Source organism: Bacillus sp. FSL M7-1020 (assembly GCF_038050415.1).
Taxonomy (GTDB): Bacteria; Bacillota; Bacilli; order Bacillales; family Bacillaceae_G; genus Bacillus_A; species Bacillus_A toyonensis.
This window is the reverse complement of sequence record NZ_JBBOTW010000002.1, coordinates 292,750-306,146: the sequence shown is the minus strand read 5'-3', so window position 1 is coordinate 306,146 and position 13,397 is coordinate 292,750. Positions and strand designations below refer to the sequence as shown.

Below are 13,397 nucleotides of genomic sequence, written 5' to 3'. Positions count from 1 at the left end.
AATTTTTTCGGGGAATTCGTTAAATCAGCCCCATCTAATTCTCAATTATTCATTTCTAACCAAGAATTCTCATATTCTTTTTAATTAAAGACGGCCACTTTTTTATAATTTTCATAGTCGGTATATCCACACTTCTTAGAAAATAAAAAAGACAGGGAATCAATCCTAGTCTTTTTCATAACCGCAGTCATTTTTTTCTTCATATTCTATTACCATAACCAAAAGCGGTTGGCCTTGTTCACGTTCCATGAACCCGCTTGGTGTTATTTCTTTAACTACTTTCCCGTAATTAGCACAATACTTCAAAAAGCCATTCACTTCTTCATCTATTCTTAATGCATCAGCAATAACAGTTCTAATTTGTAATAACATAATAACTCCCTCCCAATAATTTTTTATTTTAAATATGTAATCTCAGAAATTCGAAATCCATCTATTTCTGGTACATATTTAAATTCCAGAATTAAGTCGTTTTATTTTACCAAAAACAATCCTTTTTTTATTTTTTTAACAGTTCTTGGTTTTTCATAATTAAATTGACTTGGTTTACTTTCATAAGTAACTTTGTAATTCTTATTTAAACTAAAATAGTCTTATGTAAATCCATCAGCTAATTCTGCAATAGTTACATGATTTCCTAAAAGCATTTCTAGTTCTTTTTTATTTTGAAAAATGGTTAAGTGGCCGTTCTTATCAATATCATCAAATATTAATTTGAATTGCCCTCCTAGGTTATTAATCACATTTTGTGATAATTCAACTTCAAACAAACAATCGTATTGAATTTTATATTTTAAATCTTCTACTTTGATTGGAGTTAAAGCATTTGTTTGATGTTTGTATTTTATAAAGGTGTTATAAAAAATAAACATCATAGCTAAAAAGCCTAACAATAAAAACAATCTCTTAATCTTCATCCTTTCACAATGTAATGTTCTCCAAAAAACGCAAAAAGGCCCTTTTCAGAGTTATATTTTCAGAGAAAGTAAAGTTAAAATACTTAAACTATCTTAGAAAATCGAAACCCCGAAAGGGCTATAGTAGTTATAGATATAAAAAATTTAAAAAGGTATACTTAATTTTAGCAAATTCCATCCACAAAAACAATAATATTCTGAATATTAAATTCATTAATTTTATAACAAGATAATTCTACGCTATAAACCATTCGATAGGGTACATTTAATTTTTTGTCGTTATGCTAAAATTTTATTTAGCTACACCATTAGAATTTGATACAAGTAAACCATTACCTTGCTCTTTAGAAATCGTTCCTGCAGTTTTCTGTTCTGGTTTTTGTTCTGGTTTTTGTTCTGGTTTTTCTTTCTCAAGAACTACCACGTTAACTTTCGCCGTTGAGCTGTTACCTGCCTTATCAGTTGCTGTTACTTGAACTGATATCGTACCTGGCTTACTTGTATCATACGTCCCTACTATTACTACTGGACTTGGATCTTTATTATCTTTTACACTCACTAAACTTCCTGGACTTAATTTATCTCCCACATGTACGGTTACACCTTGTTTCACTGTAATTACTGGTGCTTCCGTATCCTTCTCTTCTTCTTTTTCTACTACGTTAACGGTTACCGTTGCAGTTGAGCTGTTACCCCCATTATCAGTTGCCGTTACTTGAACTGATATTGTACCTGGCTTACTTGTATCATACGCTCCTACTGTTACTACTGGGTTTGGATTTTTATTATCAGTTACTTCTACTAAATCTCCTGCATTTAAGCTATCTCCTACATGTACAGTTACACCTTGTTTTGCTGTAATTACCGGTGCTTCTGTATCTTTTTCCTCTTCTTTTTCTACTACGTTAACGGTTACTGTTGTACTTGAACTATTTCCTGATGTATCTGTTGCCGTTACTGTTACTTGAATTTCTCCCGCCTTACTTGTATCGTAATCTCCCACTGTTACAACTGGATTTGGATCTTTATTATCACTTACTTCTACTAAATCTCCTACATTTAGACTATCTCCTACATGCACTGTCACACCTTGCTTCGCTGTGATTATTGGTGCTTCTGCATCTTTTTCCTCTTCTTTCTCTACTACGTTAACGGTTACTGTTGTACTTAAGCTATTTCCTGATGCATCTGTTGCTGTTACTGTTACTTGAATTTCCCCTGCCTTACTTGTATCATACGCACCTACTGTCACTACTGGATTTGGATCTTTATTATCTTTTACTTCTACTAAATCGTCTACACTTAGACCATCACCGACATATACTTTCACACCTTGTTTTGCTGTAATTACTGGTGCCACTGTATCTTTTTCAGGTTTCTCTGGTTTTGTTGTACCACCATCGTTACCATCGCCGCCTGTTGGTGGTTTTGTATCTCCTCCGCCATTAGAGTCTCCAGAAGCTGGTGGCTTTTTATTATTATTAATTGGGGGTATTAAATTATTTGCACTAGCAACTCCATCATTGATATTTAGATCGCCACCAAATACAAAGTTCTTACTGTCCTTATTATCCGAGACAGAAGGATTGTTTGTTGCGGATGCTATTGAAGTATTTAAATCTGAAAAACGATTATTTGATTTATCACTGTCAATAACTGATGCTAGATTTCTATCTGAATTTATAGCCGCGGTCGCAATTGAATCCGTTAAATCATCAAATTTCTTTTTGTTTTTGTTATTTTCAATGATTTCAGATAAATTTTGATCTGAGCTACGTTTTGCATTATCAATGATTTCATCGAAATCATTAGCATTTAAATTCTCAGTTGTTTCATCCTTACTTTCATCTTTCTTCTTTTCTTTTTCAGTATCCTTTTTCTTTTTAGATACTGATGCTGTTTTGGTGCTCTTTTTTTCCGAAGAAAACAGCGAGCAGCCTGAAACTACCCCAACACTTAGGGTAGTAGCAGTAGTAGCAAATAAAACTTTCTTAAAAATTTCCGAATAATCTAATGGCACAATCAATTCCTCCCCATTACTTAACCTGCACTAATAGTTGCTACAGAGGTAGCAGAACTATTGGGTGCAGAATTATTAATTTTTTCAAGTAAATCTTTATTTCCAACTTTCTGAGCAAACTTTTTAGCTTCCTCAGATTTATTTAATTTTAAATAACTATTAACAATAATTCCTTCTCTTCTGCCATCTAGTGGCACTTGATCTCTTAATTTGATAACTTCTTCATGTTTGTTATCTAACGCGGCAATTTCAAAATGAATTAGTAGATTTTTAGTTTTAAGTTCTTTTACCTTTTTCAAGTTATCTACAGCTATATAATATGAAACTACTGATTCTGCAAAATCTTGCTCTAAGTCAATAGCCTTTTGTGCTTTACCGCTTAAAAGATAAGTAAATAAAACTGCCTTTTTATCATCTTTTCCTAACTTTTTATAATCCACTTTATCAAATTCCAAGGCAGCATCTTGATATTTTTGAATTGCAGATAATCTTAATCCATTTATTAAATTCACATTAACTTCTAACCTATTTACATTATTTACAGATGCAGCCTGTGAATTCTTCAAATTGCTAAAGGCAAAACCTGCTAATATTAATAAAACAATCGATGCGATTCCTATAATAGCGTACTTATATTTTTTCATATTATTTAAGATTCCTTTTTTATCGAATACTACTTTCTCTTCTTGTTTAAATCTAGTTTCATTTGACGGATTTGTTTCTTTATTTAAATTGACTTCCTCACTTTCTGATTCTCTTTTGGCTATTACTATTTTTTGTCTCTTTTGTGCTTCTTCTATTTTCTTCTCTTCCTCTAATCTACGTTTTCTTACTTCTTCAAGTTTTTTCTCCTCTGTCTTACGACATGCTTCCAATTCTGCCTGTTTTCTTGCTTCTTCCTCTACTTTTCTACGTGCTTCCGTTTCTGCCTGTTTTCTTGCTTCTTTCTCTGCTTTCCGTCGTGCTTCTACTTCTGCCGGTTTCTTTGCTTCTTCCTCTGCTTTCCGTCGCGCTTCCACTTCTGCTTGTTTCCTTGCTTCTTCCTCTACTTTCCGTCGTGCTTCCACTTCTGCTTGTTTCCTTGCTTCTTCCTCTACTTTCCGTCGTGCTTCCACTTCTGCCTGTTTTCTTGCTTCTTTCTCTGCTTTCCGTCGTGCTTCTACTTCTGCCGGTTTCTTTGCTTCTTCCTCTGCTTTTCTACGTGCTTCTGCTTCTGCCTGTTTCCTTGCTTCTTCCTCTGCTTTTCTACGTGCTTCTGCTTCTGCCTGTTTCCTTGCTTCTTCTTTCGCTTTCCTACGTGTTTCTTCTATTTTAAATTCACTTTCAGAAGTGCCTGACTGTTTTTGAATTGTTGTAATCCAATCAAGAGCCGGATTATTATTTGAAACCTCATTTTTAGGTGTACATAAATTTACACTTTCTTCGCTTTGTTTCAGTGGTTGTTCTAAATGCTCTTGCTGAAATTGCTCACTTACTTGATCCTTATGGAAATCCCCATATTGTTCTTCTTCCTCTGCTAGTAATCGTTCCCGTCGTTCTTTTTCTTGTCTAATCCTTTCTTTAATTACGTTTCTTTTTCTATTATTTTGCATATAACAACAATGGCCTCCTTTCTATTGGTACCTCATAAATGAGAGTAATTAAATTATTTATCCTTCATAATTAATCATGAGATATTTCTTTAGAAAAACTAAGGGAAAAAAGATAATATTATTTTTTTAAGCATGATATATAAAAAGAAGGATAAACAGGTAGCACCCATTTATCCTTCTTTTTTATTTTGCATCTATTAAGGTTATAATATATGTTATACCCTTAATACATCACTTTGTTTCCACCTTTTAGATACAAAAAAACCTCATAGTCTCGTATTATTACAAAATTAAATAACAATTTTGTAATTCACGTTACTCGAGGGGCAAAATTTTGTGAAATAGCTATTAAAAAATACAATACGCTCGTTACACTGTATATTCTAATAAATACGAATATATAATTTCACGCCATATTAAGTTCATCCATTACTTTCAACTTTTCATGTAATAGATTAAAAATTTCATCTTTATAGTCGCATTTCTTCAATCTATTAATCGCTTCATCTTTTAATTGTGATACCCTTTCAGTTGTAATCATAAGTGCTTTTGCAATTTCTTTATGCAAATGAATTTTACCATCTAGTAGACCAAAACATAGATTTAGTACCATCTTTTGCTTCGGATTTAATACTTCATCAAATATTATCCATATCTCGTAATTCAAGTCCTCCATTATCATCTCATTTGTGGAGGGAATTGCTGAATTATCATTACAGAATGAGTTCAGTATACCTATATCTTCATTTATTGTATCTATATCTAAAGTCATAGTAGTAACCCGATTATAATATACGTTGTGTCGAACTACCTTTTCTCTAGTTACATCTAACTCTTTTACTACTTCTTCAACTGTAGGGATTCTGTTGTGCATTTGTAAATATTTATCTTCGATTTCAACATATTTCACATTAAATTGATTCACATAGTTAGGGATTTTAAAAGGCCCATATTTTTTTTTACATATAAACCCTAACATACTCTTTTTTATCCAACAGTAAGCGTATGTAGAAAAACAATAACCTAAATCAGGATCAAAATCCTCAATTGCTCGCAACATTCCCTCATTACCTTCTTGAACCAAATCATCAAATTCTATTTCTGGGTGCTTCTTTTTATATTTTCTTGCAATAGATAGTACTAGGCCTATATTTACATGGAACAAATATTCACGTAGATCCTTTTCACCATGTTTGTACCTTCGAAATAAATTTAAACTCTCTTGCTTTGACAGTACTTTATAATTCCAAATCTCCTTGACTTCAAAATTTTCATCCTCAGGTTTAACCAGCGGCCCAATACTTCTTGCAGTAGTACCTAAATTTATAGTTCTTGTTAGTGATTGGTCTCGATTTAAACTGCTATATGATTGATTCATACATATTCCTCCTTTCTGTTTTTTAGCGAAGTGTTTCTAAAAATATTTTTGTCTCTTCTTGTAAACTGTTTATTAAATTGCAATCCTTTGCACATGTATTAGCAACTTCTTTACGTGATTTCGTCTTTTTTAACTCATTATATATATCGCATCCTTTACAGATGCTGCTGATGCTTTCCATTATTTCTAACTGTTTTTTTCTTTCATATAAAAACTGTTCTTTTGATTTCTTCCTATCAACTTTTCTCCCCATTTGATTCACCTCGTATAAATGAATAGAATTTAGCAATTAAAGACTAATATTGATACTACATAGATACGAAACTTCCCCATTAGATTTATTCCAAAATTCCCCTATATATAATATATATACGATTACAAAAAATGTAAAATTAATTATTAGAACAATCTTAAAGCTTAAAGGTATCTATTTCGTCATTATCTTCTTATAGTGGTGTTACATATTTTTATATAAATCTACTTTAATACTTTACTTAAATATCAAAAAGAATTTCTATTTTTTAATATTCATTCAAAACTTAATAATGCTATCCTTTCATTGACAAGTTAGTTTCCTCTTTGAACAATAGCGTTTATCTCACTTTCTCTATTGCTGGAATATAATCGTTTAACAGTAAATCATCTAGCCCCTTTCCAAGATTAATATCCCAACTTGCATAATTAATACTTATTCCTTCTTGATAAAGCGTTTGCGCACATTCTAATAACGACCGCTGAACATCTGAATTTATAATCATATCCATATCTAAAGCGAACGTTGCCTGTTTAACTCTCATTTTTTTTAATGGTTCAATTAATATTTTCCATACTTTAACCCCAGGTATTGATACGACTGTGGTACCATACATCAATTTTTCTTCATTTGTTAGTAGCTCGTCTAAGTTTTCTGCAGCAATATCAGACTTTAGACCCCCTTCTGAAATCCATACATTATCCTTTTTTATTAATTCTCCACGTTCCCAATTTTTCAGCTCTAGACTAGGTACTGCTACATGTATTGGCAATGGGTTCCCAACTCCTGTTCCATGAAATCTCCCACCTGAGCTGATCCAAATATATTTACTTTCTAACTTTAATTGTACTTCACCTAATTTTTCACCCTCATAATTAATTTCATACCATTCTTTAACATCGACTTTATCTTTAAATATAGACTCTATCTTCCCATTGATTTTATAGGTCACCTCTATAGTATTGGGTTGCTCTATAACTTCTGCCTTAAAGCTTGGTTTATGATTTTTTACAACTGTCATATACTCAGGATCATCAATTCTACATTGAAAACCGCATATCTGATTATATATATTTCTCTGCGGTATTAATAAAGAATCTCTCCTACCTGCAAACGTGAAATATCTTCCATCCTTCGTTTCTTTTGCATAAAATCCTGGAATTCCAACAATATAGCTTGTTTTCCCTCCTACTTTTTTTATTAACTCTTTCGTAGTATCCCAAGGTTTAATAGGAAAACTTTTGTAATTTCTAACATTTATTACTTCCCTTGTAATCCTACGTTTTGATCCCCTTAACATTTTAATATGTTCATCTCGCATGTCTAAAGATTCTAAGAATAAAGTGTAAATAATATCAAGGGTGTAATCATTTTTCTTCCTATGTTCTTTAATCATCTGATCTTGAGAAAAGTCATATCCCCTTTTTTGATCTTCAGCTACTATATGCAGATAGCCTGCTTCCCCGAATACTATTTCTGATGAAATTCGTCCACATATTATTTTGGTTTCAGAATCATTAACCATGCACCATCCTTGCTTACCACATATAGGGCATGTTGTTCTATAATATTCAAACCATCTCTCATTACTCCCCTTATTCATGCTTCTCACTGGTCTTAATATTCTACTTGCTGCTAACTTTTCAATTGACATAACATCTCTCCTTTTCCCTTAATCAAATAAAAAAGCCCTTTGGAATACGGAGGTTAAATACCACACAAACGTGTAATTTAATCCGTAACCCGAAGGGCTTCATGTAATCACTAGAACATAAAAAAATTTACGTTTTATAATAAGAATATACTAAAAATTATAAATTTAATCTAGAGGTTAATTATAATATTCTTCACTTAATCAATAATCTTCTAAATATTATTAAACCCCACACTATAATTATACATGGGCCTCTCACTATTTAACTCCTTTTGGACCTTTTGAAGCGAGAACTTCTTCAGAATCAGATACTATTTTAGCAATCTATATTTACCAAGCTATAAGGATACCCGTTATTTACGGTTCACTAATGTTTCTCTGCTGAATTTTTTTGATACAGTATATATAACCTACTAATCAATTAATTGCACTATTAAGCGCATTCTTGTTAACCATAATCAATCCCTTGTAAACAATTATATAATTATCAACTTCATGTTGATATCAACAGAAAATCAATACATCTTACCCATGTTTGACATTGACATATCAAACAAGATTAACATGTCAACTGAATCGCACCAACTTAAATGCCAGTATCTATCAATTAACATTAACATAACATTAACAAGCAGACGCTTATCAAAAATGTTTGTGCCTATCAAAACTTCAAGATCTATATTAGTTGAACATTAGCCTATTGCAACGGATTGTATAGAAGTATGTTAATTAATAAACTAGCATTGAAAATGTTTCAATGCTAGTAAGATATACAAAAGAAACAACACGAAACTATCAATCTCATGTTGATACCAATGGAAAGATAACTGATTTTTAATCTCTCGTTTGTTATTAACATGTTAACCGAGATTAACATGTTAAGTGATTATTTTCTCTTGTTATCAATATCATTCTGATTAACATTGACATAACATTAACAAATCGGTGTCAAAAAGAAGGAATGTTTATAACTTTCGAGATTTCAAAATCTATATTGGCTGAAATTTTTCTTCTGTGGTAGTTTTCTTGAAGCGAATCTAGTAACGATCTGTCCTAAAAAATGTTTCGACACTATCAAAACATAGTTAAAGATTTAATCGAGTAATAAATGCTGACAGCAATTCAATGATTTTTACCCATTATTTATCATTTACATATAGTTAAAAAACAGCACATATAAAGGAAGACAGTTTGTATTGTTAATTTCATATCAACAATTTGGAATTAACATTGATATAACATTGACAATTAAGTAGTTGAAATACGCATAAATAAAGGTCTCGAGTCTTCGAGATCTTTATTTATTATAAATTTACCTACCACCACAGTTTTCCCTTCATTTATCATTGATATATAATCTGAGATTGACATGTTGAGTGCTTGTTTTCTTTTGTTATCAATATTATTCTAATTGATATTGATATAACATTAACAATTCGGTATCAAAAAAGAAGGAATGTTTATAACTTTCGAGATTTCAAAATCTATATTGATGAAAATTTTCTGCTGTGGCGGTTTGCTCGAAGCGAATCTAGTAATGATATATCCAAGAAGATGTTTTCACACTATCAAAAAATAGTTGAAATTTAATCGCAATAATAAATGACGACAGCAATTCAATGAGTTTCACACCTTGTTTATCATTGATATATAATCTAAAATTCAAACATAGAGAGAAATGCTCTTTTATTGTTAATGTCATATTAACAATTTGTATTTAACATCGATATGACATTAACAATTAGATAGTTGAAATGGTCATAGAAGTGACTTTCATTTTTTTCAAGATCCGCATTAGTTAAAAATTTATCTACCACCACAGATTTCTATTAAAAAAAAGAAAACACCCCAAAAGAACTCTAATTGTAGCTAGAAACCAACAAGAACTCCATACAATTGATAGTTTCTTATTAGTAACACACAAAAATTAATAGTTTTCTCTTCATTTATCATTGATATATAACCTGAGATTGACATGTTGATTGGGCTAGTTATCAATTAATGATAGCATCATATCAACTATCCCCAATACGTATTAACATGACATTAACAATTATTAATTCTAAAGTTGAGAATATACATACAAATAGAGTTTTAAGTTCTACATTTATTAAAAGGCTTTTTTCTATAGCGAAATCCACTGGATAAACCGGGAAAGATATCATTCTTGAAAGCATTTTGATAGTGGCTAAAAACAATAAATTGCTTTTTATTACTTCCGATTTAAAAGTAACAATTGTATGAATCAATTTTGATTATATAGAGATCACTTGTAAAGGGCGGTGCCCACTAGAAAAAGCGAGTTTATATTAAACCGTATTAACACTAATTCAATAACCTATAATAACCTTCATGTGCATTCTAAAGACCTGCTGAAACTAATTAACTATACAGTTCTTAGCTTTATACTACCAAGTATCTTAAATTATAATAAATATAGGCCTTTATTTATTATTAGTATTGGCTTTTCGCTTTACATTTATACATACTTTTTAGCTTTTAAGTCTTTAAGTTTAATACTATATCCTCATAATTTATTTACAAATCACTAATATTTTCTTATCATTAATATATTGTAGACTAATTTGTTAATTTCATAGCAACAATAATCATTAACAACTAACGAATTATTAACAAGATATTAACAATAGTTAATTCCAAACCCTTTATTTATCAACTTCATGTTAACAAGTGGTACTTTACATATTAATGATACGTTTCATGTGAATGTTAATTAATAAAGGGATTCGGGTTTATATTATCGAAAAACACTTAACATGTTAATCTCACTTTATATGTTAATTCCATTTTATTGTGGCCATTATATTTCAAGGAGGTATAACGATGATTGAACAAGATAACAAAAATACAAATGAACATATGGAGTCAAATAATACAAACTCTAGTCATGAAGATGCTTTTGAAAAAGCTTGGCGAATAACAGAGTTTTCAAAACTAGTAGGCCGACATCATAACACTGTGTACAATTGGTTCAATACCCTAGAGGAAAAGGGGTTACACGGAACATTAAGAACCAATAATACAAATGAAAAGCTATATAACACACTGGATTTAGACATAGCTTTATTTATTAAGCTAAAGAGGGATGAAAAGTGGTCGCTAGATGCAATTATTGAGCTTTTACCACATCAATTCGAACTAAGACCAGTTTCTCCAGAAAATCAAACTGGTGAAGTCTCAACCCCATTAAACATGCAGGAAGCTGCAGCGACTATTGAGAAAATAGTAGAGCAAAAGATTCAAATGCATTTACAAAACATTGAATTAGAGTATCAAGGAAAGTTTGAAGATGCTATACGTGCGGTGCTACCTGAACCAGAAGACCCTGAAATGTTAAAAGAGCGCCAAAGACAAGAAAGACTAGATAATATGATAATTCAACATAGAGCACGTACAGAGTTAAGAAAACAAGCTGAAAGAGAGTGGAGTGCACAACCAGAAGAAACTCGTATTAAAAAAGTTGGCTGGTTTAAAAAAGAGGAAGATCTTGCAAGAAAACAACTTTTTATAGAAAACTATATTGATGAGAACATGATTGAATATATGAAAAGTGTAATGAAAACAGAAAAATAAGCCTGGAAAATCCCAGGCTTATTTTTTATTTTGATCCAAACATCTTATCTGGATCCATAAATGCTGCTAATTCTTCATCATTTTGCGCTTGTGGCTCTTCATTTTTAACTGGTTCTAATTCAAAGTAATCACCAAAGTTAATATTGAAATCATCATCAAAGTCTTGCGCTTCAATTGTATTAATTTGAGACTTTGTATATTGGATTTGGCTTTGTTTTTCTTTAAATTCATTATATTCTTCAACTAATCCTTTAGATAATCGTGATGGTAGTGCATCTGTCTTATAGAAAGTATACACGCTGCCCATAAAGTCATTTTTACTGACTAAATAACCATTAAAAACAGTTCCATTGATTGGTAGTTTATTTGTCACTTCTACTTTTGCATCATCCATAAATGAATCATCAATGTTCTTCTGTTCATCTAAAATTGCTAACATCCCAAAATGATGTACCTTTGATGCCTCTAAATCTCCATTTTCATTTGTCTTCATCAGGTCAATAGGGTGATGGAATGAACTTCCTTTCAATGATTCTGAGAACATATCTACAATTTCTTTACTGTTTTCAATTTGATTCATATTACGTGAAACCTTATTAATTACTAAACAGCCTGTTCTTTCTAGTAAAATTCGTTTAAAGTCCTGAGAATCTAGAATTACTGATGTTCCTGAACCATTTGCAGCTGTATTTAACTCATGAATAATATCTCCAATGCGTTGGTTTGCATAGTCTCGTGAGTTTCCAATGCCTTTTTTCTCATTTTCGTTTAATCCCTTAAACTCATCATAGAAGTGTTGGTTATCTGCAAATACAACAAATGCAACGCCTTTCGCTGGATCATTAGCTAACTTCCAAATTTCTTGTGAAAATTTATTCACCTGTCTTAGTACATCAGGCCCATCCGCTCTAACTGGAAGTGTAACTACAATACCCATTTTAATGAAATCTTTACGCTCAATAGCATTATTGAAAGCAATTCTTGCATACTTTTGTTGATTTTTTATTAATTCTTCTCTAGGAATTTTCATTGCCATACTTTTAAGTTCTTCAGCAATTACAGGTTTATTATGAAAAGCGGAGAATTCTTCAATTGCTTGAATAATTGTAGATGTACCTGTACCACCGCCTAAACCTGCAAAAAATAGTACTAATTCATCAGTTGGTCTAACACGTTCCGTTATAAATTCTTTTAGTTTATCTTTAGCTTCTTCATTAGATTCTAAAACCTTTACAGCACGCTCAGGATTCTTACCTAAACCACCTAATTTTAGTGAAACTTGGTTACTTTTCGGTACATTTTTCAGTTCAGCTAAATCCCCATCATTACTATTCAATGCTAGGCAATTATAAACTGCTGTACCGTCTGTATGCTTATACTCAGCAAACTTATCTACCATTCTAGTTCCAGCTTGACCAAAACCAACCATAGTCATTTTCACTGCTACTTCGTTTTTTAGAAAGTTTTTTGCCATTATTTTATCTCTCCCTTATTCTCATTACTTTTTTTACGTTTCCCTAATTCAACTAATACTTGTTGTCCCCTAATAGTTGAAATTAAAAACTTATACGGATGCATAATTTTTTCTGTTATTAATGACATTGAAGCTAAAGTAGCAACACTACCTTCTGCCGATCTTCTTGAAATGTTAGTTCTTTCAAGTTCTAACGAATAGGATTTACCTTTAGGTTTCTTTACTCTCCTATCAATAACAACACTTTCTACTATTTCATTTATTGAGATTCCTCTCATATACTTTGTCTCTTGGTATTGTTTGTTTACTTGAGATCCTATGTAATGAAATACATTGTAGAGTATTTCGTCTCCTTCAATAATATCTGCAAACATTTCCACAACTTCTTCAGTGAATTTGTTTTGTTTATATTTTTCACTTAATACCTCGTTCAAGTTGTCCCCCCCTTAAAACGTTGGTTAATTATTCCTAAAAATATATTACATCATTGTAAGACGTATATCAAGTCATTATAT

Annotated in this window: 9 protein-coding genes and 1 pseudogene; 1 reads left to right on the top strand and 9 read right to left on the bottom strand. The window is 31.3% G+C overall.

From position 1 onward, the window contains the following. Nucleotides 1–165: 165 nt before the first annotated feature. The 7 genes and pseudogenes from MHB70_RS28090 to MHB70_RS28060 form a co-directional block, all read right to left on the bottom strand. Nucleotides 166–372, bottom strand: coding sequence for a hypothetical protein (locus MHB70_RS28090; RefSeq protein ID WP_061530031.1), 207 nt, complete (start codon nucleotides 370–372; stop codon nucleotides 166–168). A 23-nt stretch (nucleotides 373–395) separates the two neighbouring features. Next, nucleotides 396–917, bottom strand: a pseudogene (locus MHB70_RS28085) (peptide ABC transporter ATP-binding protein). Nucleotides 918–1,209: 292 nt separating this feature from the next. Then, a complete protein-coding gene (locus MHB70_RS28080; RefSeq protein WP_061530029.1) occupies nucleotides 1,210–2,937 on the bottom strand; it encodes an adhesin in 1,728 nt (575 codons plus the stop codon). 20 nt (nucleotides 2,938–2,957) lie between these two features. Beyond that, a complete protein-coding gene (locus MHB70_RS28075; protein WP_097927647.1) occupies nucleotides 2,958–4,529 on the bottom strand; it encodes a hypothetical protein in 1,572 nt (523 codons plus the stop codon). Between the two features lie 406 nt (nucleotides 4,530–4,935). Further along, complete coding sequence (locus MHB70_RS28070) at nucleotides 4,936–5,907, bottom strand: sigma-70 family RNA polymerase sigma factor (RefSeq protein WP_061530027.1); 972 nt, start codon at nucleotides 5,905–5,907, stop codon at nucleotides 4,936–4,938. 22 nt (nucleotides 5,908–5,929) lie between these two features. Further along, the gene (locus MHB70_RS28065) at nucleotides 5,930–6,160 is read right to left on the bottom strand and encodes a hypothetical protein (RefSeq protein ID WP_000532869.1); all 231 of its coding nucleotides are present in this window, start codon (nucleotides 6,158–6,160) and stop codon (nucleotides 5,930–5,932) included. Nucleotides 6,161–6,500: 340 nt separating this feature from the next. Further along, a complete protein-coding gene (locus MHB70_RS28060) occupies nucleotides 6,501–7,814 on the bottom strand; it encodes a DUF3854 domain-containing protein (protein ID WP_061530026.1) in 1,314 nt (437 codons plus the stop codon). A 2,844-nt stretch (nucleotides 7,815–10,658) separates the two neighbouring features. On the opposite strand from MHB70_RS28060, the gene MHB70_RS28055 reads away from it, so the two are divergent. Further along, nucleotides 10,659–11,408, top strand: coding sequence for a terminase gpP N-terminus-related DNA-binding protein (locus MHB70_RS28055; RefSeq protein ID WP_061530025.1), 750 nt, complete (start codon nucleotides 10,659–10,661; stop codon nucleotides 11,406–11,408). Nucleotides 11,409–11,433: 25 nt separating this feature from the next. Here the strand turns inward: MHB70_RS28055 and MHB70_RS28050 are convergent, their stop codons facing one another. Both MHB70_RS28050 and MHB70_RS28045 read right to left on the bottom strand, forming a co-directional pair. Further along, complete coding sequence (locus MHB70_RS28050) at nucleotides 11,434–12,882, bottom strand: cell division protein FtsZ (protein ID WP_001097026.1); 1,449 nt, start codon at nucleotides 12,880–12,882, stop codon at nucleotides 11,434–11,436. Beyond that, nucleotides 12,882–13,316, bottom strand: a complete 435-nt coding sequence (locus MHB70_RS28045) for a hypothetical protein (RefSeq protein WP_001006721.1) — start codon at nucleotides 13,314–13,316, stop codon at nucleotides 12,882–12,884. Before MHB70_RS28045 ends, MHB70_RS28050 begins: the two co-directional genes overlap by 1 nt. Between the last annotated feature and the right edge of the window lie 81 nt (nucleotides 13,317–13,397).

What these genes read in the sequence shown, in the direction of transcription:
- MHB70_RS28090 (WP_061530031.1), bottom strand. Translation starts at nt 372, where the DNA reads ATGTTATTACAAATTAGAACTGTTATTGCTGATGCATTAAGAATAGAT.
- MHB70_RS28075 (WP_097927647.1), bottom strand. Translation starts at nt 4,529, where the DNA reads ATGCAAAATAATAGAAAAAGAAACGTAATTAAAGAAAGGATTAGACAA.
- MHB70_RS28070 (WP_061530027.1), bottom strand. Translation starts at nt 5,907, where the DNA reads ATGAATCAATCATATAGCAGTTTAAATCGAGACCAATCACTAACAAGA.
- MHB70_RS28065 (WP_000532869.1), bottom strand. Translation starts at nt 6,160, where the DNA reads ATGGGGAGAAAAGTTGATAGGAAGAAATCAAAAGAACAGTTTTTATAT.
- MHB70_RS28060 (WP_061530026.1), bottom strand. Translation starts at nt 7,814, where the DNA reads ATGTCAATTGAAAAGTTAGCAGCAAGTAGAATATTAAGACCAGTGAGA.
- MHB70_RS28055 (WP_061530025.1), top strand. Translation starts at nt 10,659, where the DNA reads ATGATTGAACAAGATAACAAAAATACAAATGAACATATGGAGTCAAAT.
- MHB70_RS28050 (WP_001097026.1), bottom strand. Translation starts at nt 12,882, where the DNA reads ATGGCAAAAAACTTTCTAAAAAACGAAGTAGCAGTGAAAATGACTATG.